Raw genomic sequence first — 23,110 nt, 5'->3', positions numbered from 1 at the left:
CCGCCCGAGGCCCCGGCCAAGTGCTCGGTCCGGATGATCGAGAGCCGGGTTGGCCTGTGCGGACAGCCGAGGAAAGGTTCAGGGGGTGAGGTGGTAGTTGGTGATCCAGAGGCCGGGGATGACCTCGATGTCGTTCAGCCAGGCGAAGCCGTATCCCTCGTAGAGGCGGCGGGCGGGGATGTTGTCGCGGCCGGTGGAGACCAGGACGGTACGGCCGGCGGCACGGTCGAGGGCGGTGGCGACGAGCAGGCGTCCGATGCCGCGGCGGAAGGCCGAGGGCGAGACCACGAGCCGGTTGATGTCCAGCGTGGTCGCGTCGGCCTCCCAGGCGATGGCCCCCAGCAGGGCGTCCCCGTCGAAGGCGCCGACCCAGGTGAGGGGCGCGGCGAGCAGGTCGGACAGTGGCTCGTGCAGCGGCGGGATGCGGTCGTCGCCGATGAGCGCGGCCTCGACGGCGTAGGCGGCGCGCTGCAGGTCGAGCAGGCGCTGGTCGGGCGAGATGTCGATGACGTGCACAAGGTCACCCTAGGCGGACGGGCAACGCCTTTTCCCGTTGATGACGTTCGAGAGCAGCCGCCGGGCGCCCGCCGGTCTGGCGGTGGTGGGGGAAGCGGCGGGCGAGTTGTTCGAACAGGACGCGCAGCTCCAGCTTGGCGGGGTGGTTGCCGAGGCAGAAATGCGCACCGCCGCCGAAGCCGGTGTGCGGGTTGGCTTCGCGGCCGATGTCGGAGACGTCGGGGCTCCTACGGCCGGTTCCGGCTGGGCATGAACACCCGGCTCGACCTCGCTGCGGCCCCAGCGGGTTCCCCGGCGTCGGGTTCTGGCGCTGGGAGAACATGCCGGGCAGCGCGGCCGACGCGCCTCACATCACAAGAGAAGATCATCTCGCCTCGACCTGCGAGAAGGGGCCAGCAACCCAAGACAACGATTGCTGGGACCACTGTCCTGGGCGTTGGGCTGAACGCCTTGCAGCGTGGGGACGGCTCACGGCCCGCGGCATGTTCGCGAGGGAACGGTCTTCGCATCGACTGTAAGACCGATCCGCCTTTGACCATTACCTGATGTAAGGGCCAAAGAAGGAGCCTATGTGCTGAGTGATGATGAGTTCGCCGCTTTGTTTGATGCGTACCGCCCTCGGGTGTACGCGTACGCGGTGAGCAGATGTGGTCGTCGGCTGGCCGAGGAGGTGGTCAGCGAGACGTTCGTGGTCGTGTGGCGACGGCGGGACGTCATCCCGGCCAAGGCGCCCTTGCCCTGGCTGCTTGGTGTGGCGCACAACGTGATCCGCGAGCTCTATCGCGACGAGCTCCGGCAGGCGGCGCTGGACGAGGCGCTGCGCGGCTGGACCGAGGAGCTGGAGAGGGACGTGGCCGACCAGGTGGCCGAACGGGCCACCGCGATGAAAGCCCTGTCCACGTTGAGCGACGCGGACAAAGAAGTGCTGACCTTGGTCTCGTGGCACGGACTGACCTCGGCGCAGGCGGCCAAGGTGGTGGGAAGTTCGCGATCGGCGTTCTTCGTCAGGCTGCATCGGGCCCGCCGGCGACTGGAGGCCGCCATGAACAACGTGACGGCGGCCGCCCCCCGGCCCGCATTCATCCCGGAGGAGGAGAAGTGAAACGGAAGAACGCGCTTGATCTGCTGGCGGCGGCCCGGCCCGCCGACCTCGACATGCCGGGGTCGTCCCGGGCGGCGGAGGAACTGCCCACGCCGGTGCAACGGGGCCGCGCACGGTGGGTCGGGGCAGTCACCGCGTCGCTGGCCACAGTGTCCGTGATCGGGGCGCTGGCCTCCCCCCGCCTGCTCGACCCCGGCGTCTCCACGGGGCAGGTGGCCACGTATCCCGCTGGGAACGCGCTGGACACGGCGGCCCGCAACGCGGCAGCGCAGCAGCAGACGCCCGGCCCGTTCTGGTACACCGAAGGCCTGATCCTAGGAGAGGAGATCATCGGGGCACCGGGCAACCACTACCGGATCAAGACCCGGGTCCAGACCAGCCGATGGGCCCCGCGCGACCCGGCGACGCTCACCGTGCTCACCGAACGCGGCCTGCCCACCGTGCCGGCGTCCGGACAAGAGGAGCAGGCGTGGCGGCGAGCAGGGAAACCCAAGCTGTGCGGCAACGACACCGACTGCAAGAACGACACGGCTCCGCTCGGACGCACGAGATTCATGTTCATGGCCGGCACCTGGCCCTACGGCGAGCAAGGGCTCACGCTTCCCGCCGCTGAGCTGCTCGATCTGCCTCAGGAACCGGACGCGCTGCGCGAACGCCTGCTGGCGTTCTGGCCCGCCTACAGCGAAACGATGAAGGACTGGCCGACACCGCCCACAGGGACCTCGCTACCCACGAAGGACTCCTGGCTCCGCGACATCTCCCTGGAACTGCTCCAGCACGCCCCGATCTCAGCAGGCACCCGCGGGGCCCTCTACCGGATGGTGGCCAACCTGCCCGGCACCCGCGCCCTCGGCCGGATCCCCGATGCCGAGGGCCGCCTAGGGGCCGGCATCGGATGGACCCAGGCTGTAGGGGACGGACAGAGCGAGCAGCAACTCATCGTGGAGGAATCCAGCGGTCGGCTACTCGCGCTGCAGAACGTCGTCGTGAAGCCCTGGACGCAGGACCCGGCGGGCAACGAAGGGGCCGCGGGCCTGCCCGCGGGAACCGTCCACCACGCACTCGTCTACCGACGAGCCGCCTGGACTGACACCCCCGCCCGGCTTCCCGAGGGATGCTCCGCCCCCAATCAGACCGGCGGGAAAGACTGCGTCAGCTGAGGCCCGACATCCACTCGGCGGTCAACCCTGAACGTACAGGAAGTCATCAACTGGATGCCTGCCTGAAGGTTCAACACCCGGGCGATCATCTCTACCTGTAGGGAGCAGCTCCGGTTACCGCAGATGGTGAGCTCCTATCTGCGATAAGGGGCTCATGACCGTTCGCGATGCCCCGATGGGCCCCCTGGCCAAGCCTTGCCAGCACGTGCGGCGATCACACCGCCCGCGGGGTGATTGGCGGTGCTTATCTGCGGTTTGGGCTCCTGTTGCCCATGGGGTTCTATCTCCCATGAGGAGTTGTTCTCCGGAGACAAGGGGACCGCGTATGGATCCGATCGGTCTGGCCGCTGGTGCCGCGCTGGTGACGGCCATAGCCACCGAAGTGGGCGGTACTCAAACGTCGCGCAGATTGATGACGGCATCCGTCAGAGCTCGTGCACCGGCCTGAGTGCCCTGAGGGGACGGTTGCCGGCAGCGTTACGACAACCAGGGGAAGGGCCCGCGGAGGACGGCCACGACACGAGTGGCGACGGCCTCGGCGTGAGTTGGCATGCCTCGGCCGGCCAGACCCCGGGCCAGGTGCATGTGGAGAGACTGCAACGTGGCGAAGGTGTTGAACGCCCACGGCGGCACGGGTCCGGGTTCGGCGCCGGCGAAGGCGTGGGCCACGGTGTCCAGCCAACCGGTGGCCTCGTCCACGGACAGAGAGGGGACGAAGAGGATGGTCGTGATGGCGCGGGCGAGTCGCGCGTCTTCCAGTTGGACGTAGCGGTGGGGAGCCGCCTTGGCCGTCATTCGGCGTGCGCACAGGTCCAGCAAGGTGCTGCCGCGCCAGGGCAGGACAGAGGCGAACGCGGCTGCGGCGTCGGCGCCATGGGCGACGGCGTGCAGCCAACCGAGGGTGTCGTCCCAGCCCCGAGTGTCGACCTCCGCGGGAAACCATGCGGCGAACGCCGCGTACCAGCGGTCGGCGGTCTCCTCGGCCACGACTCGCGGCACGGCGCTGACGCGGCCCAGAACGCGGGCGAGCACCAGCGCGGCGAAGGAACGTGCCTGGATGTCTGGGTGGGTGAAACGCGTGGCCGAGGTGTCTCCGATGTCCACGAGCACCTCGTCCAGGTACCCCTTGTCGGTCCAACGGGCAAGTGCGGTGTAGGCATGGTCGTCACGGACCGCAGGATCCGATGACACAAGCATGGCTGAGAGTTCGTCCGCCAGACGGCGGACCGCTACATGGCTGGGAAAGGGGAAATCCGCAGCTGCGACGGATGGCCAATCGACGTGTGTTGATGGCATTTCGGGATGCTACCTCAGCCATCAGCACCGCCGCCGCGGCAGGGTTGTAGATCGGGAAGCAGCGCTTCGCACTGGACCCTGTCCCGCTCGGAACACGATTTCGTGCTCTGATCTGGGATTCTGCTGCGTGATCAGGGCAGTGGCAGCGACCGTCGCAAGGTGTTGTCGTCGCTGTTCCACCGATTGGCGAGGTGCTTGTTGTGCCTGCTGACGATGCTGGTCCGCGCTGATCTGTCGAAGGACGTTGAGCTGCTGGTGCTTCATCACTAGCGCGGCCGATCATCATTCTGCCCCCGCCCATCTCTCCTGGGACCGGACCTCGCGCGCACGCCACGCGAAACCCTCACCGGCATGACCTGGGTCGATGTAAGCGCGTTCACCACCGACTCCTACACCTCCATCTACCCGCACGTGGCCACCGCAGCGGCCGAGAAGACCTCGGCCCTGCTGTTCGGCAAAGAAGAGCAGGGCCGAGGCTGGGAGAGTCGTTTCGTTGAGGAGCTGACAGTCGGATCAAGCATCCAGCCCAGCGTGCGCCGCCTGCTCGCGGCGAGGCGGGGCTGCTGCTCTTGCCGAGCCGGCCGGGGATGGCGGATGGTCATGGCGCGTGCGGGGTTGGCGCGACCGAGCACGGCGGACACTCTATTGATCATTGCATCAGGCTCCCTGGAATGGACCCCACGTTCCAGCCGCGCCCACACGCTTGATAGAGGTCGGTCCCAGTGTTCGGCACGTGCTCTATCTCGTACACCACTCCGTGAACGCGACCCCAGCGAACACTCCAACTCAGCGGCCATTCGACGTATAAGCCACTCGGTCATACGCCCCCGCCGACTCCTCTCCCGCCAGCAACGGCCGTCGGCTGTGCCCAAGGGCCCGCACAGATTCCAGCGGGCGTCCCCTCGGAGACCTCGGTTATGATGACAATCGCCCCGGCCGGCCACCTTTACTCCGCCAGGACGACCACCCCGGCCCTGACTGAACCTGCGCCGACACGGAAATGCTCGCAAGATTGCGGCCTACAGCGATGGTATCGGTGCGTACCTGTTGGCTTGAAGGCGATACAACTCGTAGAAGGGACCTTGGCGAGACACAAGTTCGTCATGGTCACCCGACTCGGCAACGCGACCATTCGTCAGGACGTAGGCGCGGTCGCAGTATCGCACGTTCTCCAGCCGATGCGTGATGAGGATGACCGCCTTGTCCTGGGCGTAGACCCGCAACGCATCAAGAAATGCTTGTTCGCCGCGAGCATCCAAGGCAGCGGTTGGTTCGTCACAAATCAGCAAGGCAGGATCACGATAGAATGCTCTGGCCGCGGCTATGCGCTGCCACTGGCCTTTGGACAACTCGTGACCGCTCTTGAAACGCCGGTCGAGAAGCGTGTCATAGCCTGCATCCAGCCCTTCGACGACCACATTAACGCCAGATCTGAAGGCAGCCGTACCCAAGAGTTCCTGGTCCACAGGAAGGCCCATAGTGATGTTCTCTCGGACCGAGAAGGGCCAGTGGGTGAAGTCCTGGGCGATGAATCCGATGTGCCGCCATAACTCTTCCTGGCGAATGCCCACCAGCGATTCGCCGTTCCAGCGGATCTCCCCGTGGTCGGGATCATAAAGGGCTGCGATCAGCTTCGCGACCGTGCTCTTCCCCGAGCCGTTCTCGCCGACCAAGGCGATCATCTCTCCACGGCTTACCCGAATCGACACGTCGCTGACAGCGGGAGACGTTCCGCCTGGATACGAAAAGCTTACCCCGCTGAGTTCGAACTGGGCAGGTTGGGCAAGCGCCACGACAGGGGATTGACTTGGCGAGACACCGTCCATCGGTCGGACAGAGGAGGCGGAGTCACTCCGCCGAGCCGCCGTGACCTCAAGGAATTCCACTAGATCCAAGAAGTACAAGCCCGACTCGTAGCAGCCGTTGAGCGAGATGACTAGGGCACCCAAAGAACTACTGCCCAGCTGAATGGCGAAGATGGCAGCGCCAGCAGCCGAGAGCGGCATAACTCCTGAGGCGAACAAGACGCCAAGTGCCGCATAAACCAGCCCGATGCCAATTCCACGTAGCACTGTCCCGGTGAACCCGATGACTAGTTCCCGACGGGCAAGCCCGAGTTCCAACCCTTCCTCGTGCCGGGCGATCGCATTGTACTCCACGAGCAGGAAATCTCTCATTGTGAAGGCTCTTACCTCAAGTGCGGCACTCCTTCCAACCATCAGATCGTGAAGCATCCATTTTCTGCGCCGGCTCGAAGCCAGCTGAAAGATCGTTTCAAAGCGCATGCGGGCCGAGCGGGCCGTGGTCCAGGCCTGTACCGCGATCGCGGCTGTGAGCAGTGGCAGGAGCACCGGGTGCAACACAGTAAGCGCTCCCGCCGCGGCCATCACACCCATCAGCGCCCCGAGAACGTCTACAGCACGGCTCACCATCTGCGGGGCTTCGTAGAGCCCACGATCGCGAGCGCGCGTCATCGAGTCATGGAACGTCGGATTGTCGAAGTCAGCCAGCGGCACTTTGCTGGCACCCTCCGCAAGCCTGACGGCCACGATCCGCTCGACCTGCGGTCTCAGTCTTGCCTGCGCCCACCGGGCAAGCGACAAGAGCCAGCTGCGCGCGCCACCCGCGGCCACCACCGCGACGATCGGGCCCAGCGTCTCCAGCAAGGCCTCCTTTGTCAGGTTGGGCGACGATAGTAGTTGTGTAAGCAACTGTGCCCCTGACACCAACCCGAGGCATGCGCACAGCCCCGCCAGAGAGTTGAAGGCGATGACCGACGCCAGATCCCGTCGGCTCGCCTGCCAGCCAAGGCGCAGCGCCTGACGGAGCAGCCCAGGCAATCGCCTGACCACCTGCCACATGGTTGTCGAGATCATCTGGGCTTCGTGCGCTTGCCAGCTAGCCAGCGCAAGGTCATTCGAGTCTGCCGGCTTCTCCGGCGCTGCGACAGTCGCCGACTTTGCCATGACACCTCCTCTACTCGTACTGCATCGCGAATGCTGCACCTCAACAAATTCGTCAAACGATCTTCTTGCCTCCCAACCCGTGCTTCCGCTGCGAGGCGTGACCGCTCGACTAGACACCGAAGACGGCGGTCCAGTTGGTCGTGGCATCTCCGTCGAGGTATACCTTCAGAGCTAGCGCAATTCCTGCCGACCCTTCAAGCAGGCCCGGAATATCGACCTTTCGCGTATATCCCATGCGGGGAACCCGAAAGCCGAACGGAACATCTTCTTGATATCGCTCCAGGATCTGGTCCACGATGGCATCAAGACTGGCTTGTTGGACAACGCCCGGGCTATCATTTCGATATTTGCTTAAGATCAGCAGAAGGCCGGCCAGGCCATGGCAGATGAAGGAGTTGGAGAGGTACGCCCCTTCTGGCAATCGACGAATTTCGGCGTGCATGACATCGTCGGCCAGCGACTTCCAGGAGTCACGCGCAAAGGCAATCCCTGCCATTTGAAGGGCGCGCGCAATGCCGACGCTGCCGTAACACCAGGTGGGTGCCGACCTGGGCCCGTTTCGTGCAAGGAGCATGTCTCTTTCGAGATATCTTGGCCAGTACGGCCCGGCCTCGTCCTCCTGTACGTGTCTGACGAAAGCTTCCCCGATCGCCACGGCGCCTTCCTCGTGCTTCGGCACCAAGACTCCCCGCTGCCGAGAGAGGGCGAACAACGACAGTGGCCCAGCCATCCCATGCGCCAGACCGAAATTGAGATGTCCATTCCGGTATGGCCCGATGGGCGACCTGGGCGAGGCAGGGATCCACCACCCGGGAACCCGCACACCATCACGTTCAACGGGTTGCCCGAGCACTACGAGTGATTCCATAATGCGAGCGAGCACGAGTGAGTCTGACTCCCCACAGGCCAGGAGGTATTGCCCGACTCCTGTTATACCGCTCAACGGATCGTATATGTCATACGATTGCATGCCGGCCAGTTTTATCTGACCTACGAGTATCCGCTCCACGAGCTCTAACACGGCGTCCTGGATCGCACCGTTGAGCCGCGATTTCGCCCGGCTGAATGCCTCCCCTCCGCCAGCGCAGGCATGGAGTGCATAGGCCAATCCAGCCGCACCATGATGCAGCCCGTACCCTTGAAGGGATTGCACGCTCGCCGCAGCACTACGCAGATGGGCCAGAGCTTTCTCCTTTTGGGAAAGCTCGGCGTACAATAGCGCGAGGCCGCTGTGTCCGCTGGATAGACTTGCCCTTGCCCAGATCGGCGCTTTCCAGCCGCCGTCAAGCTCGACCCACTGGCTCGTAGCTTCGACGGTGGTCGTGACACGTTCTGGTTCCGCGAGTAATTCAGCGAGCCTGGAGATTAGCTGGCGTGCACGTTGTCGTCGCTCGAACACTGCGGGCTTCAGCCGATCGTCGGCATTCAGATCGTCGGTAGGCAGCGGCATACCGCTCACAGCTCGTCCTGTCGATTCAGAAGCATGCGGGCGGCGGCAAGGAGCAGGGCGTTCGATTGGAGCTCGGCCTCGGAATCGATACCGATCAGGCGGTTGGCGTGCATATGGAGAAGGCTGTGCGCGATCACGGACGTGTCGGCGTACAGGTCTGTGGCCACCGCCGTAGGCGAAGCTCCTGTCGAGGACGCGACCGCGAATCTTCGGGCAACATCAGCGCGGCCCAGCCAGGAGTCGTACAGTCGGGCACCGGGGTCGCACATTTTAAGGCGGGCCCAGTCGCTGCGGGGATCCAGTATCCGCACCTCGCACCGCAACTCGGGCTTCAGCCTGGCGCCCGACAACATCGGGGCGAGCCTAGTCACTGCCCAGCGGGCCCATTCGAGGTCCAGGTCCGTAAGAAGCCGGATGTTGTTGAGCGCCACCAGGGTCTCTGGACGGACCCCCAAACTGTCGTGCATCCTGCTTCGGAGCTGGGTGACGACCATATCGCTGTCGGCGCAAAAGAGTCGTTCGGCGTTCGTGACGCTTTCCGGACCACCGTACCTGTGCGTCTCAGGCACGTAGTTGTCGATCGACCAGTCGACGATCTGGCCCTCATTCCACAGGCTCTCCATGACGTCGCTGAGTACCGGAAGCACCTCACGGCGTAAGTCGGCCGAGTCCCCATGGAGCCGGAGCCGCACATGATGATCCGGATCCACATATCGGATGAAGAACCAGCGGTCCACCTGGTTCCCCAGCTTGGCCAGCAACTCGGGAAGGCGATCTCGCAGCAGTTCCTCCTGAGACTCTGCGCGCGAGTAAAGCTTCGCATAGAGCCAGTCCCCTCCAATGGGGTGCCGGGCTGGGCGGCCGCGCAGCACTGGCTTCTCGACGAGGGTCGCGATCGGCGGGGAGCCGTCGCGGCGTTCCTTGACGGAAACGACAATTTCGGCGGTGTGACCGTCGAGCCAGCAGCGCTGTTCAACGGGTGTAACCTCGACCAGCACCACCTCGTCTCGGCTCTGCAGTTCCGCCCGTAACAGTGAACGGTGGAGCGCAGAGCTCAGATCGAGTTCCAGACGGTTGTCGCCCACACCGACCTCTACCAGGTCCGGTACCTGCCAGCGCTCCCGCCAATGTTGAAGGGCGGCCTCCCACTCGCGCCAGCTCAGTGATCGATCACGAAGCGACACATCCGGGAGCCAGCGCGCCTTGCTTATTATCGTGCGGCCGTATCTGACGCGGGGCAGGAATGGAAAAGTTTCGAACTGTCCCCAGCTCCAGCGGCGCGGTGCCGTTACCCAGGTCTGGGAAACCTCAGCAAGGAAGCGGGCGAGGTTCGGTGCGGCGTCGATACGCGCCATGTGTGGCAGCATGGCAAACACGGGAGAGCGATATTTCGTAGACCACAGGAAGAGTCGCTCTCCTGTCGCGCCGACTGCGATCTCGTCTGGTAGAAGCGCTGTCACGCTCTCGTCGTACGGTACGCCTAATGGGATGACGGTATCTAAGACGTTCGGTACTCGTGAGACATTGATCTGACGCGGCCTGGCCGGGGCGTAGACGATCTGCGCGGATACCCAGTCGAGCGTGCATGGGGCAGGCAGCATGTCGCGGAGCAAGGCCGTTGCCCCCGAATGCTCCGCGAACCGGCCCAGCATCGCACCTGGTGTGGGGGTTGAGGCGACGCCTGATAGCAACAACGCGAAGTCCCCCGCTGCAGCCTGTTCTAGGGATTCGCAGTTCAACTCCAAACATAGATCGAAGTAGGCCGGCGTCTCAATCTCAGGGTGCTTATTCGACGGTTCCCCCATAGCCTCGATGAACTCAGCATCGAGAATGATCTCTCGAGCGTCGTCCAACCACGCCTGTTGCAACGCCTTCGCCAACACGAAATTGGGCTGCGCTAACGGGATAGATGCGCCCGGGGCGGGCGCACGCGTAGTATCCCTGGGCACTTCGTAGCCGTCCGGGGCCCCCAGCCCTAGGTGTGTGTCAAGCAGCTGAGTTAATGGAACTAAGGTATGAGTTCCGTAGCGCTCCATGAATCTGGCGTGGTAGCTCGCGAGGGCAGGGGGAATCGCGTAGGGAGATTTACGAGCCATCGCGGTCAATGCCTGGGCCACGCGTTCAGCCTCTCGCTGGACACTGCGCGGCAAAGCGACCTCGACATCTAGCTCTAGATCGATCTGAAGTGCCGATCTGGAGTCTGATGTGAGGCGCGTAACGGCGTCCTGAGTGTCCACGAGCTCGCGCCAGCCCTCCCCGACTGGCTGGCTTGCGTACTTCTCGAGCTGCTGATTTATTTCTGCGAGTGCGGCGCCCCCCTGATGCGTGGAAGTACGGCAGGCGAGTTGTTCGAGGCCATCATGGGAGTTTTGGTGCCACTGCAGGTCAGTTAACAGAAAGTCGTGAGTGACCAGGTTAGCGATCAGCTCGTGTACGGCGATCGGCGTAGCATGCGGCAGGACTTGGGTCAATTCCTGCTGGAGCTCGTGGTACGTCGCCGGCGTCCGCGCTGCCTTGAGGAGAGTGGTGACGGCCTTCGATGCCCTGATGGTCGTTTCGCGTGTCATGCCGTTCGGCGCACCAGGACTCATCGCAAATACGTAAGGGAGAACGTATCGCCCGCCTCGCACGTGACAAAGACTGTTTGTGGAGAAATTGACCGCCTCCAGCAGGTCGCGTTGCCATGAGTGCAGGATGGGCACGAGCCATTCAGAGTCGGGGCGCACATGCTTGCGGTGGAGCTCGCCCCAGCGCGCGAGGGGAGCATCAGAGAAGGAGCCGAGTGTCACTCCAGCGAAAAGGCCGAACGGCGTGGAGCGGCGTGCGGCGCGGATGGCGTATTTAGTGGCTTTTATCGCTATTTGTTCAAGGCGGCGCGGACTTTGCTCTTCTCGAGCCGACAACAACCCCCTTGCAAGCGACGGACTAGCGACCTGGATCGCCTCCATGAGGAGGGCATCGCCAGCAAGGTCGACCAGATAGTCCCGTACCCGTTCGGCATAGTTTTCTAGGCTCTGATGCAGGTCGATCAGTGTCCGGTTGTAACGGTGCGCAGGGAGCACCGGCGACCGAACGATGAAAGATCCCTGGAGACTCACAAGACCAGCCTTTCGCGAAACTGTCCCTGTTTTCTGTATCCTCATGCTGGCGATCACCAGCAGATGTTCTTTCAGCGGTTTCATCGATGAACCGGCTGTGCGGGATCGGGCGCTTTGCGCACCCGATCCCGCTCACGCGCCCGTCAGCAGGTCTCGCACATGTTGAAAGCACTCGGCGTCGTCGCGATGCACCTGGTCACGATCTGGCAGGTAGCGTTAGCGCACGTAGCCGTGGTGTACCCCTCTGAACAGGCGTTGATGTCGTTGTCGGTGACGGCGCGGGTCAGGAAGGCAACGTCGAGGTCGAAGTCTAGATCGTCGATCGCTTCGGGAGTAGTCAGTGTGGGGGGAGGATTCATGAAGGCCTTTCTCTATTAGTACGCATGTCGCGGCCTCGAGTGGACATTTGACAACCTAGTCGCCCACAGCACATGCTCCGCACATAATCTGCACACGGCAATTGCACATGACTCGAACGCAGCTGACGAGGTACAGAATCTCCCCCTGGCTGGTGGCCACGCTGACGTTGAGTTTTGCTTGATCCGGAGAGTCGCGCATGGCCACCACTGGCGGGAGGTCGGCACACAGTGTGGCCAGAGAAACAACGGCCTCGCGATATCCTGCAGCGCATTAGCCGAACCTTGGCCCGATGAAGGATGAGATACCTGTCGGCATGCCTCCCTCAAGGCGGCACCGGGAACCGTCGTCGCACCTCTATCGATATCGCGGTTCGACACCGCGACCAGAGTCATCCCCGCGCTGCGCTGCCTCTCTCGTACCGCACAGCGCTGCATGCGTTGGCACGCTGGGATGCATGCGACCATATAGAAGGCTAAATCGATCTCGCCCCCGGCGTGCGATGGAAGCATCAAAGAAGGCATCAAATGTCACTCCGGCTAAAGACCGAAGGGCGTGGGGCGGGGCCAGCGCGGATGGCGTATTTCGTTGCTTCGATCGCCAAGCTATTTAAGTGACGCAAATCCCGCTTTTGTCTTCTCCTCCCGGTACTTATGCCTTGCCGGCCCATCGAACTTAAGCGGGGTTGAGGCACCCACGGCTTCGTCGTGTCGTGGCGCAGCGGGTGCGTAACCTCTGGTTCTCGGCATTCCGAAATCCATACGCGTCGCGGGCGACGGTCCTGATCACGTGGTTGGTCCCTTCAGAGCGCGCGTTGGCGATGCCGGTCTGGATGAACGCGAGAATCTCGGGCCACCAAGTCTCGATTGTGCTCGCCAGTCGTTCGAATTCTGGCAGCCCCGAGGCGGCGCAGCGGTTGTAGAAACGGAACAGCCGGCCGGCGACGACAGTACGAGCGGGATACGTACGCGCCAAAGAGAGCAGGTCAAGCAGATCTTCCTTGGCGTTCCACGCGGCCAGGACCGGCACTGCGATCCGTCTCGGCAACGCCATCAGGTCATCAACCATCGGGTCGAGCTGCGAGCCGTGCATCCGGGCAGCTGATCGCGGCAGCCGGTTACGCCGTTCCCATTCGCGGTTGCCCTTGCGTCCACGCCGGCCTCGAACCTGGACGGTGACGCGGCAGCGGACCTCGGTCACCGCCTGATTGGCCGACTGGACCACATGAAAATGGTCGACGACGAGCCTGGCCTGAGGTAACGCGGTGCGGATGGCGGATTTGAAGATGGTGCACATGTCGATCGCGACGAAGGCCACGCCATCACGCCAGGCCTGGCCGCGCTGGCCGCGCCAGCCGGTGACGGCGGCACTGGTGCGGCCTTCGACCTGGCCGAGCAGCCCTTGCCCGCCGGAGATGTCGACGAAGCCCCGATCAAATTCGATGAGCCGGGATCGGGCGCTTCGCGCACCCGATCCCGCTCACGCGCCCGTCAGCAGGTCTCGCACATGTTGAAAGCGCTCGGCGTCGTCGCGACGCACTTGGTCACGATCAGACAGGTGTACTTCGTACCCGTGCCCGTCGCCTCTGAACAGGCGTTGATGTCGTTGTCGGTGACCGCGCGGGTCAGGACGGCAACGTCGAGGTCGAAGTCCAGATCGTCGATCGCCTCGGGGGCAGTCACTGCAGGGGGAGGAGTCATGACAGACCTTTCTCTATTAGGCGCGCATTTTGCGGCATCGAGTGGATATTTGCCAATATAGTGACCCACGGCACATGCTCCGCACATACTCTGCACACGGTAAATGCCTATGGCTCGAACGCGATCAATGAGGTACCGTCCCTTAAAAATACGCAGAGTTTCAGGAGCGGAGAGTGGAAGTTATTGACGCTGCGCGGCGCGCACGAGCTGCGCAGATAGCACATGCGACCATGGGCACCTTGAGGGACCGCTCGCGCTTGGCCACCGCCGGCGAGTGGTCAGCGCACAGTATGCTCAGAGGTGACACTGGCCTCGCGATAACCTGCAGCGCATTCGCCGAACTGTGGCCCGATGAAGGGTGGGATGCCTGCGGGCACGCATTTCTCAAGGCGGCGCTGGGAACCGCAGCCGCGCCTCAATCGATATCGCTGTTCCACAGCGTGGCTGGAGTCACCTTCGCGCTGCGCTGCCTCTCTCGTAGCGGACAACGCTACGTTGGTGTGCTGGAACAAGTGGAGGCCATGCTCTTCGCTCGGATCGGCGTGGCGCTTGACAAGTTGCCGCCTGCGGGAGGGCTGGCTGAGGCGGACTTCGACCTGATCGACGGTCTGAGCGGTGCAGCCGTCCCATTGACCGTAGCTGCAGAGGACTCTCGTCACCTGGCTGGGCGGACGAGTACGCCCAGCACTCATTCCACCCTGGCGATCAGCCTTCTAGAACGCATCATGCGACGTTTCACCGTGTGGGCCCTCCAGCCTGTTCCCGGAGGCTTCTGGACGCCACCAGACCGGATCCGTGACCCGTATCCAGAAGCGCGCAGCGGATATCTCAACCTTGGAGTGGCACATGGCATCGCTGGACCGCTTGCTCTTGCTTGCCTCATCAAGCGTGCGGCCCTACTGAACTTCGACCTCACACCACTGATCACAACGCTTGCAGAGCGATTGAACGCCTGCATCCTCGAGACCTCTGGCGGACCAGATATCCCTTACCACTACCTCGCTCATGTCGCCCCATCCTTGGAGCGCCAGACCCGATCGGCGTGGTGCTACGGGAACCCTGGCGCTGCCCGGGCACTACAGCTTGCCGCGTTAGCCTGCGACCGTCCTGCTTGGGAGGACACAGCGGCCGAGATCTTGCATGCATCTCTCGGACGCAGCGAGGACGTCAGAGCCATCCCGTCTCCCACGTTCTGTCACGGCAAGGCGGGGCTGGTGCACGTGCTCCACCGGTTCGTCCGTGATGCCTCCAAACCGCGCCGCTTACTCCATAAGGCACTAGAACAAGAGCTGGATGAACTGCTCGACAAGTACGACCCTGAGGCCGACTTCGGCTACCGAGACATCCACTTGCGCATAGGCCCCCGGGACCATCCAGGGTTTCTTGAAGGGGCGGCAGGAATAGCCGCGGTCCTTGCCGCCTTTGCTGCCGATAAACCCCTGACCTGGGAACGCGCCGTACTAATGGGATGACGACACGCGTGCAGGCGCTTGCGTGCTCTGGCAGAAACGCCTGCACAGGCACACCCGGGAGCTATGAGATCAGGCCGAACCCGCGGATGGCCCGCGAATAGTGCCGGGAGAGCTCGCAGTCGATTCGACATGAGGCCGGTGCCGTCAGCACGTCGGCATCGCCTGTGTCCATGCCAAGCTCCGAGGCTCGATCAAGCGCCGATCCCCGGATCGCGGACATGGTAGCCCCACGCAAGGCAGCGGCTTGTACCGGCGCCAAGAATCGCGATCCTTCCATAAGCTCGGACAGCTCGCGTAGGTCGGTGTCTGTGACGACCGCACGTACCTCCGGAGGGTGCTGGTGCGTGCGCCTACCGCCGTCGGCCCGTATGAGCCTGGTCAGCAGTCGCTGAAGCAACATCACTGGCCAGCCCAGGACGTGGCCGACCACGCGCCCGATCGACCCCGCCGCTTCGTACGTGCCTGCTGGTGTGCCCTGCGCGCCGAGCACGGCGCCGATGCGTGTGTACTGCTCCTCGCGCAGGTGCGACGCGCTGCCGCGACTGCCTTGCAGCGACTCACGCCATTGCGTCAGGGTGGACAGCGCGCTACCGATGATCAGCCCCTCATGACCCTGGTTGGCGTAAGCATGGGCCAACAGAGCTACCCGATGTCGTGCAGGCAGGAGTAGCCAGATTGGCAGCCCGATCACCAGTGTCCTGCCCCTGAACCCGGTTCGCACATATTCGCTTGTCATTCCCAGATCTCTGACCGCCACGCTGGCCGGCGGCTGGACGTGCATGGTTCGCGCTACTCTCTCGGCCAAAGCGTGGAGTTCGGGAGCGGCTGACCGCTCCACCACCTCGACATCAACGGGTAAGCGGGGTGGCCGAGGACACATCAGTACGCCGACGCCTATGAGCAAGGCTCCGATCAGCCAGGCGAAGAGGAAGTCGGCGTTGACATAGATGACCCGGACACCCAGCGCCATCAGCGCCAGGGTGCTCGCATGAATCATCAGCGAAATCAGTACGGCAGCAGCCGTTCGGATCCTATGCACCTTGCAAACTCCTTTTCGTCTCAAGCATGATCGGGGCCTCTTCCAAGCAGCCGCTGCACCGTCCGCTGGTTGTTCCCAGCCACTCGCGACCGGCCTACTCCCGCAGCTACCGAACTGGCCGGTCACATATTGGCGGTCATGCGGACCACCCAAGAATTTGTGGGTCCTTCCGGCGCTGCAACGATTCGTCGTGACTCAGAATCGCGCTGTAGAGGCGCTGGAGTGCAGGCGAGGGATCCACCCCAAGATCCTCTCTTAGCCGCATCGACAGTCTCCTGTGCTCGTTCAGAGCGCCGTGCGGGTCGCCACTCGCGTAGAGAACTCGGATGAGCTGCTCGGACGCTCGCTCTCTGGTCGGGTGATCAGCTACGACGGCACGAGCCTCTCCAACAAGAACATGGGCCAACCCGAGCGCGAGACCCGCCTCAATGTAGTCCTCGCGGGCGAGCAGTCTCTGCTCATTAAGAGCATAGATGTACCCTCGCATCACCGTGCTACCCGATGCATTGGAGCATGCAGGCCCCGCCCACAGCGACAGCCCTTGCCTGAGCCTGTGCATTGCGACGTCGAATTGGCCGCGAGCAGACGCGACGCCAGCCTGGGACGTGTGCTCGTTGAACGCCTGTACATCGCTCTCCCCGCTCTCGATGAACAGCTGGTATGTCGCGTCGGCTCCGCCGGTACCACGATTAGTGTGTAGACGGTCAGTCAGACCGTATTCCCGCAGGTGTGTACGGGCTTGTCCGATATACGTGCGAAGGTTGGACATCGCAGAACGCGGGGGGTTGTCCCAGATCAGCCGTTTCAGCCTGGACGCCGACAGGCCATGGCGCCCGGCGAGCATGAGAGCCGCAAGTATGCCCAGTGATGTGGGCGACGCGGGGCAGGGGATGACAGCCTCCGAGCCCAGACGAACCGGTCCAAGTAGATGAAAAATCACGAGGCCTTCCTGGTTCATTCAGTGCCTTGCATTCCAAGTGTGGCCGCAGAACGGGTGGTCCTCCTGAATCATGTCGATTAACACTTGTAGTGCTGTCGGTCAGGACGCACGAATGTTGCTTGGTCTGGCGATGATCTTTTCGGCGGTTCTACCAACGGTTGAATCTTCTGGTGGGCGTCCGTCAGATACCCCCGCCGCGTTCGCGTTCGCCGACCGGCCTGCATGGCGAAAGTGGGAGGCATGGGCACAGAAAGAGATCACGTATGAGTGCGGCGCCAGGGTCAGCTGCATTTGCCAGTCAACCGAAACGTCCTGTAGGCGCAAGTTCGCTGTGACGGTCGGGTAGGGCACGCTCAACCCAAGAGTGGCGAAGTAGTGATCGATGTTGAACAGCAATCGGTAATGCCCTTGCTCAAGGTCTTTGGAGCCCCAGTCTCGCACCAAGCCGTCTTCATCGGTCGCGGCACGAGCTGCGGTTTGCCAGCATCCTCCTGCCAAGTGCTGCAATAGGACGGGGATCCCAGCAGCAGGTCTGCCGTACGCGACGTCGAGCGCGTACGGGGTGATACTCGAAGGGGACACTTGGAATCTCCTGCCTGCGCCGATCGACGCATGTGCACGATGAGCGCGGTGCATTGTCAAAGCCATAATGACGCAACACACTATCCTGGCGCTTCTCGCCTGCTATCTTCCCTGACCCCCGCTCTTCCCGGTCCTGGCGTCGCCCGCTGCGGAAAGGTTCGCAATAGCCTGGCGATACCTATCTTGTTATATGTTTTCGGAGCAGCGGCAATTACTACCGATGCCGCACACAGGAGGCCCGTCTTGAAGAACAACAAGGTTTTCCTTGTCAAGTGCCTGCTCATAACGCTCGCCGCACTGTTCGTATCTTCTGCACTCCCGAGCGCCGCATGCGCCGATGGCGAGGCGAACCTTTCCGTTTCTGTATCGAATACACCGTGGGGCTGAGTCAGCGGGTGGCGGACCTGGCTTCGACATTCCGGCCGTTATCCTCCAGCAGGGCTGTCGCCCGAGCATGCAACGCGGCGGCACCGATCCGGTCAGCAAGATCCAATGCCTCACGATAATAGGCAGCGGCCAACGTCGAGTCCCCCTCAGCGCGGGCCAACTCTCCCATGCCAAGAAGAATCCGTGCCTCGGCAAGCCGCTCGGCGGAAAGCCTGGCCAAGCGTCGGCCCTCACCCAACGCTTCTCTTGCTTCGTGATGCAGGCTCAAGCGCAGGAGGGCTAGGCCGAGGCCGTGCAAGTTGTATGCTTCACCCACACGATCGGCGAGGCTGCGGACGTGCACGAGCGCCTGTTCGAATGCTTTGACTGCTCGCGCCGGGTCGTCCAAGGACAGCCAGACCTCCCCGATTCTGTGCAGAACCTGCGCCTCCACCCTGGGACTGTTGGCCCCGCGTGCCAACGCGATGGCCTCTGTCAGCAGCTGTTCCGCTTCAGCGGGGTTGCCAAGTTCCAACTTGAGGTGCGCGAGACCTTGCAGCACGTATGCAATTGCTATACCGTCCTCAACTCGTCGGAATACCTCTAGTCCCTCGATGTAGCGAGCCTCAGCTGCTTCATAACGGCCGGCGACGCGGTCGAGAAAGGCGATGTTGCGGACGGCGAGTGCTACCCCACGCTCGTCGCCACATTGCCGAAAGGTTCTTGCCGCAGCTTCGAGTTCATGTCTGGCTTCCGGAAATCGCTGCTCGTGGATATAGAGCGAACCGGTCGAATACAAGGTTGCGGCCTGGCCGCGCAGGTCTCCTGCCTGCCGGGCGGCCTCCAAGGCAACTTGATGGGTCTCTCGCCAGTCATCGAGGTACATCCTGGACTCGAACAGTGTGACGGAACTCAGAGCCAGATCCCAGCACAGGTCAGTGAATCCAGCCTGCGCCGCCTGACGAACGCCGTGAACGAGACTGGACCGTTCACGCTCGAACCAGTGGAGCGGCTTGGCCATGAGTCCGTCCACGATCTCCTTGGGCAGCGGCCAGCGGGCGGCCTTGGAGTGGATCTGAACGAACGGCCCGCCGTACAGGCGGATGTGCGCTTCCTCGGCCAATGCGAGGAGGGCACCCAGGACCCTCCGCAACAGGCCTTCGCGGTCGCCGGGACTTTCGTGCGCCGCCAGTTTTTCTCGCGCGAAGACCTTGATGAGATCATGGAAGCGGTAAAGACCGGATATCCCTTCACCTACCGTGAGCGGCTGGATCAACTGGGCATCGACAAGTTCGTCCAGTAGATCTTCCGACTCCATGGGAGGGACATCCAACAACGCGATGACGACCCAACCAGAGAACTGTGGTGTGTCGAAAATGGCTAGCCGGCGGAAGAGCCGCCTGGCATCCTCGCTCACCCCCTCGTAGATCAGTGAGATCGTTGCGCGGATGCCCAAGCCTGCATGGTTGAGCTCGTCGAGCCGGCGGCTTTCGTTCTCCAGTCGGTTCCGTAACTGCTCGACGCTCCAATGCTGGCGGGCGGACAGTCTGGCTCCGACGATACGCAGTGCGAGCGGTAGATTGCCGCACAGCTCGGCAACGGCTTTGGCCGAGCTCATGTCCGAGTTGATCCGTTCGTCTCCAGCGATCCGCGACAGCAGCCTCAGCGCCTGCTCCACGTCGAACAGCTCCAACTCCAAATGGTGGACGCCGGGGAGGGCGGCGAGTCGGCTCCTGCTCGTAATAAGCACAGCCGAGCCTGGGGTGCCAGGCAGCAAAGGCAGGACATGGCTCTCGCCCCCGGCGTCATCCAGCGTGACCAGCACACGGCGGTCCCCGAGCAGCCGCCGATACAAGCTGGCTCGTTCCTCCATCTCGTCAGGAATCTCCGTCCCGGGTACGCCGAGCGCGCGCAGAAAGCGCTCCAGAACCTGCATGGGGCTGAGCCTGCGAGATTCGACACCGTGCAGGTCCGCGAAAAGACAGCCGTCGGCAAAGTGCTCAGCGAGTCGGTGAGAGACGTGCACGGCAAGCGCCGACTTGCCGACACCGGGCATGCCGCTGATCACTACAATGGGCACCGCACGCGAGGCGGAGACTACGGTGGAGGAAAGAAGAATCTGCTCGATATCCCTAGTCTGTGGCTCTCGCCCTGTGAAGTCGGCTATATCTGGAGGTAGCAGACGTGGGGCGCTCCGCGCCAACCGAATTGACTGTCCGCTGTGCTCCCCAGACAGGCTGATACCAGCGTCACAGGTGAGTATCGCGGTCTCTAACTGCTGCAGACGCTCGTTCGGCTCGATGCCAAGCTCATTGATCATGAGTTCGCGCACCGCCCGGTAGGATTGTAACGCTTCCGCCTGGCGACCGGAGCGGTACAGCGCAAGCATGAGTTGGCCATGCAGACGCTCGCGCAGCGGGTGTTCCTTCACCAACGCCGCCAGCTCGCCGACCACTTCATGATGCCGTCCCTGTGTCAACGCCAGTTCGATGCACTCTTCGTTCGCCGTGACGCGTAACTCGGCGAGGTGGGCCGCGGCCGCTTGCACCTCGGGGCTGCTGATCCCGCACAGGACGGGTCCGCGCCACATCGCCAGTCCCTTGCGATAGAGACTGATCGCCTCTTCGATGCGGCCTGCGTCCCTGGTCACTCGAGCCCGCTGGACCAGGTCTCCGAACTGATGCGAATCCAGCCGGGAGGGGTCCGTCTTCAGGAGGTATCCGTGAGGCTTGGTCTGAATGGAGTTGCTCTGCTTTCCGGCAGCGAACAGACGCCTGAGTGACGAGATCACGATCTGCAACTGGGTTCGTGCCGTTAAGGGGGGTGTTTCGCCATAGAGTGCCGACAATAACCTATCGGAAACGACTGTTTGGCAGGGATGGAGAAGAAGATAAGCCAACACCGTTTGCTGACGGGTGCCCTCAAGGCCGAGAGGCCTGCCGTCGATCAAAGCCTCCAACTGGCCCAAGAGGCGAAACTCCAATGAAACTCCTTGCACGAGGCGCCTGCCCACAGTGGCGCCGCACGCGCTCCAGCTAGTCCGGAGCGCGCCATTGGGACGTTTGTACCATCAAACTATAACCTGTATCACCGCTCTGCAAACATGACGGTTTGTTATCGATTCTTGTCGAACACATTCACACGTTGATATTCCTAATAGCCGTGTGTGATTACATCGATCTGAGGCGTTACCGCTACACGGGCTCGCCTGGGGAGAGTCGCAGTCCTCTCATGTGGCGATCGGGTAGCAGCAGCTCGGCGAGGTAGCTGCATTAGCGGTCCGTGGCGGCGCTTGGTCCAGCTGCCCGCCCGTCACGCTCGAGAATGACTGCACAGCTCCCAACATGGGGACGACACTTGCCCGCACCCAACGGCCGTACCTGCCGATGATTCCATCCCCCAGGTCATGGCCTTGAAGTGCTTTACCGCGGCAAACGCAGTTCCGGCCACCAGGAGAGGAATCCCAGTGCGACATAACGATCGCCTGAGCTCCTTCGGCTGGTCTATCCCACTGTCACGAACACCTTCGCCGTGCTGCGATCGCCGCCAATACACGATCGGGGCAAGGTCGTGACGACCCTCGTCCTACGCCACCAGATGACCGTCCTCGCACGACAGCTCACCGCGACACCGAGGTGGAATTCTCCTGGAGGAGTGGGTCTGGCTAGCTGCGCTCCTGACCTCTCCGCCCCCGGGAGAGACTGCGCCGGCTCCGGCTCCTCGTCCGGTCGGGCATCTGCGCCTGTCGATCAGATTCTCGTGCCGCATCACCGATCGCCGTCCTTGAAAGGCTATTCACCACCGACGAATCTCGCAATAATCCCGCTCCTTCGGGCATCATCTCCTAGCAGGTCGAACCCGCCACCTGACAAGCCGGGACAGACACACGCGCGGTCCAGATGCACCTCGTCCCGCCGCCACTACACAGGCGACCCGCGAACCCTACGAACGGGCTGGTGGACGAGACGTAGGCGGAATAGGACGAGCGATACGGGTGAGCTTATTCCTGATCCCCGGCGGATTGTTCCTACATAGACGCCCGGGCCTCTCCATCGAACCGCCCCTCGGGCAGCAGGCGCCCTCACGCAGACGCAGATCCTGCTTGGACGACTCGCTCTTCATGCTGTTCGTCCTGGCATCCGTTTCAACCGGCGGCGGCAACGCACCAGTTGTTTCCCACTGCCGTGCGGGCGTGTCTGGATCTCTCTGCCCATCGACAACAAGCTCACCAGTGACAGCTTTCACCGGCAAGACAAACACCAACTTAGACCGGGCAGCACGCCGACAAGGGTTGGAACGCGCCAGATATTTTGAGTTACGGCAGCAGGAAACTGTCCACAACGCATCTACTCATACTCCGAGCCAACGAGAACATCAGACGCTTCTCTTTTATCCTAAGTGGAACACATTCTTTGCCACGGAAGGTCCAGAGCAGCACCAAGCACACAGAGCGTATCTTTGGGCGGTTTTAGACCGCAAGACCTTAAATAGCCATGCACTGTGCCCTGTGTGTAATAATTCAGGATTCATACGCATAGCGGGTAAACACCCTAGCGCTAGCACCTAGATTCCATCTATATGTCTCACCCCTCAGTCGACCCGGTCGAACGAAGGGTAGGGCGTAATCGTGGGGCCCTCGACCCATCGAACCTCCCTCGCGCCAGTTCTGCGCGTAAACGGAGGTGAGGTCGCGGACGCGGGCAGGCTTGGCAGGGACCTCGCCGGAGGTTGGAGCAAGGTTGCCTACAACACCCATCCATCCGGCGAGGTCGTGGTCAGCATGCGCCCCGTCAGCGTGTTCGCCAATGGTCGGGAAACCTCGCTCGAGCAGGGCGCGAGTGGAGATGAAGGTGGTGCAGGTAACGCTGGGACACACCTCCAGCGCGTTCACCGCCGACACCTACACCTCCGTCTACCTGCAGGTGGCCACCGCCGCGGCCGAGAAGGCCGCCGCCCAGCTGTTCGGCAAGGAAGACCAGGCCGAGGCCGGGAGGGTCGTCTCGTTGAGGAGCTGACCGTCGGATTAGGCATCCGGCCCCGCGTTCGCCGCCTGCCCGCGGCGAGGC

General features: G+C 62.8%; 16 protein-coding genes. 5 read left to right on the top strand and 11 right to left on the bottom strand.

What is annotated here, in order from left to right; genetic code table 11:
- Positions 1 to 78: 78 nt before the first annotated feature.
- Positions 79 to 516: a GNAT family N-acetyltransferase gene (locus tag AB0J76_RS33785; RefSeq protein WP_352324177.1), complete on the bottom strand. Its 438-nt coding sequence runs from the start codon at positions 514 to 516 to the stop codon at positions 79 to 81.
- A gap of 40 nt (positions 517 to 556) precedes the next feature.
- Between AB0J76_RS33785 and AB0J76_RS33780 the strand changes: the two genes are divergently transcribed.
- The 3 genes from AB0J76_RS33780 to AB0J76_RS33770 all read left to right on the top strand — a co-directional run bounded on the left by AB0J76_RS33780 (position 557) and on the right by AB0J76_RS33770 (position 2,778).
- The gene (locus tag AB0J76_RS33780) at positions 557 to 769 is read left to right on the top strand and encodes a hypothetical protein (protein WP_352324176.1); all 213 of its coding nucleotides are present in this window, start codon (positions 557 to 559) and stop codon (positions 767 to 769) included.
- A gap of 318 nt (positions 770 to 1,087) precedes the next feature.
- On the top strand, positions 1,088 to 1,618 hold the full coding sequence (locus AB0J76_RS33775; protein ID WP_352324175.1) for an RNA polymerase sigma factor: 531 nt from the start codon (positions 1,088 to 1,090) through the stop codon (positions 1,616 to 1,618).
- Positions 1,615 to 2,778, top strand: a complete 1,164-nt coding sequence (locus AB0J76_RS33770; protein WP_352324174.1) for a hypothetical protein — start codon at positions 1,615 to 1,617, stop codon at positions 2,776 to 2,778. Before AB0J76_RS33775 ends, AB0J76_RS33770 begins: the two co-directional genes overlap by 4 nt.
- Before the next feature lie 477 nt (positions 2,779 to 3,255).
- On the opposite strand, the gene AB0J76_RS33765 is transcribed toward AB0J76_RS33770, so the two are convergent.
- The 6 genes from AB0J76_RS33765 to AB0J76_RS33740 all read right to left on the bottom strand — a co-directional run bounded on the left by AB0J76_RS33765 (position 3,256) and on the right by AB0J76_RS33740 (position 13,645).
- Entirely contained in the window at positions 3,256 to 4,074 is an 819-nt protein-coding gene (locus AB0J76_RS33765) for a DUF2785 domain-containing protein (RefSeq protein WP_352324173.1), read from the bottom strand.
- Between the two features lie 1,019 nt (positions 4,075 to 5,093).
- Positions 5,094 to 7,040 carry an ABC transporter ATP-binding protein gene (locus tag AB0J76_RS33760; protein WP_352324172.1) on the bottom strand — a complete coding sequence of 649 codons (1,947 nt, stop codon included), beginning with the start codon at positions 7,038 to 7,040 and terminating at the stop codon, positions 5,094 to 5,096.
- 109 nt (positions 7,041 to 7,149) lie between these two features.
- The gene (locus AB0J76_RS33755) at positions 7,150 to 8,490 is read right to left on the bottom strand and encodes a lanthionine synthetase C family protein (RefSeq protein ID WP_352324183.1); all 1,341 of its coding nucleotides are present in this window, start codon (positions 8,488 to 8,490) and stop codon (positions 7,150 to 7,152) included.
- 5 nt (positions 8,491 to 8,495) lie between these two features.
- Entirely contained in the window at positions 8,496 to 11,672 is a 3,177-nt protein-coding gene (locus AB0J76_RS33750) for a lantibiotic dehydratase (protein ID WP_352324170.1), read from the bottom strand.
- 948 nt (positions 11,673 to 12,620) lie between these two features.
- Positions 12,621 to 13,343: a transposase gene (locus tag AB0J76_RS33745; RefSeq protein WP_352324182.1), complete on the bottom strand. Its 723-nt coding sequence runs from the start codon at positions 13,341 to 13,343 to the stop codon at positions 12,621 to 12,623.
- Between the two features lie 92 nt (positions 13,344 to 13,435).
- Positions 13,436 to 13,645 carry a hypothetical protein gene (locus AB0J76_RS33740; protein WP_364391722.1) on the bottom strand — a complete coding sequence of 70 codons (210 nt, stop codon included), beginning with the start codon at positions 13,643 to 13,645 and terminating at the stop codon, positions 13,436 to 13,438.
- A gap of 290 nt (positions 13,646 to 13,935) precedes the next feature.
- Between AB0J76_RS33740 and AB0J76_RS33735 the strand changes: the two genes are divergently transcribed.
- Positions 13,936 to 15,117, top strand: a complete 1,182-nt coding sequence (locus tag AB0J76_RS33735) for a lanthionine synthetase C family protein (protein WP_364391719.1) — start codon at positions 13,936 to 13,938, stop codon at positions 15,115 to 15,117.
- Positions 15,118 to 15,178: 61 nt separating this feature from the next.
- On the opposite strand, the gene AB0J76_RS33730 is transcribed toward AB0J76_RS33735, so the two are convergent.
- The 4 genes from AB0J76_RS33730 to AB0J76_RS33715 all read right to left on the bottom strand — a co-directional run bounded on the left by AB0J76_RS33730 (position 15,179) and on the right by AB0J76_RS33715 (position 21,027).
- On the bottom strand, positions 15,179 to 16,156 hold the full coding sequence (locus tag AB0J76_RS33730; protein ID WP_352324166.1) for a hypothetical protein: 978 nt from the start codon (positions 16,154 to 16,156) through the stop codon (positions 15,179 to 15,181).
- A gap of 136 nt (positions 16,157 to 16,292) precedes the next feature.
- The gene (locus AB0J76_RS33725) at positions 16,293 to 17,114 is read right to left on the bottom strand and encodes an AfsR/SARP family transcriptional regulator (RefSeq protein WP_352324165.1); all 822 of its coding nucleotides are present in this window, start codon (positions 17,112 to 17,114) and stop codon (positions 16,293 to 16,295) included.
- A gap of 81 nt (positions 17,115 to 17,195) precedes the next feature.
- Positions 17,196 to 17,732, bottom strand: coding sequence for a hydroxyisourate hydrolase (locus AB0J76_RS33720; protein ID WP_352324164.1), 537 nt, complete (start codon positions 17,730 to 17,732; stop codon positions 17,196 to 17,198).
- Between the two features lie 334 nt (positions 17,733 to 18,066).
- Positions 18,067 to 21,027: a BTAD domain-containing putative transcriptional regulator gene (locus AB0J76_RS33715; protein ID WP_352324163.1), complete on the bottom strand. Its 2,961-nt coding sequence runs from the start codon at positions 21,025 to 21,027 to the stop codon at positions 18,067 to 18,069.
- A 1,867-nt stretch (positions 21,028 to 22,894) separates the two neighbouring features.
- On the opposite strand from AB0J76_RS33715, the gene AB0J76_RS33710 reads away from it, so the two are divergent.
- The gene (locus AB0J76_RS33710; RefSeq protein ID WP_352330316.1) at positions 22,895 to 23,059 is read left to right on the top strand and encodes a hypothetical protein; all 165 of its coding nucleotides are present in this window, start codon (positions 22,895 to 22,897) and stop codon (positions 23,057 to 23,059) included.
- Positions 23,060 to 23,110: the final 51 nt, after the last annotated feature.

It is taken from the genome of Nonomuraea sp. NPDC049624 (genome assembly GCF_040675255.1).
Taxonomy (GTDB): domain Bacteria; phylum Actinomycetota; class Actinomycetes; order Streptosporangiales; family Streptosporangiaceae; genus Nonomuraea.
The sequence above is the reverse complement of the archived record's forward strand: the minus strand, read 5'-3'. Positions and strand labels throughout refer to the sequence as shown.

Excerpts from the sequence above, each read along its gene's own strand:
- AB0J76_RS33765 (WP_352324173.1), bottom strand. The coding sequence starts at position 4,074 with ATGCCATCAACACACGTCGATTGGCCATCCGTCGCAGCTGCGGATTTC.
- AB0J76_RS33740 (WP_364391722.1), bottom strand. The coding sequence starts at position 13,645 with ATGACTCCTCCCCCTGCAGTGACTGCCCCCGAGGCGATCGACGATCTG.
- AB0J76_RS33780 (WP_352324176.1), top strand. The coding sequence starts at position 557 with ATGACGTTCGAGAGCAGCCGCCGGGCGCCCGCCGGTCTGGCGGTGGTG.
- AB0J76_RS33725 (WP_352324165.1), bottom strand. The coding sequence starts at position 17,114 with ATGAACCAGGAAGGCCTCGTGATTTTTCATCTACTTGGACCGGTTCGT.
- AB0J76_RS33750 (WP_352324170.1), bottom strand. The coding sequence starts at position 11,672 with ATGAAACCGCTGAAAGAACATCTGCTGGTGATCGCCAGCATGAGGATA.
- AB0J76_RS33735 (WP_364391719.1), top strand. The coding sequence starts at position 13,936 with ATGCTCAGAGGTGACACTGGCCTCGCGATAACCTGCAGCGCATTCGCC.
- AB0J76_RS33755 (WP_352324183.1), bottom strand. The coding sequence starts at position 8,490 with ATGCCGCTGCCTACCGACGATCTGAATGCCGACGATCGGCTGAAGCCC.
- AB0J76_RS33760 (WP_352324172.1), bottom strand. The coding sequence starts at position 7,040 with ATGGCAAAGTCGGCGACTGTCGCAGCGCCGGAGAAGCCGGCAGACTCG.
- AB0J76_RS33720 (WP_352324164.1), bottom strand. The coding sequence starts at position 17,732 with ATGCACCGCGCTCATCGTGCACATGCGTCGATCGGCGCAGGCAGGAGA.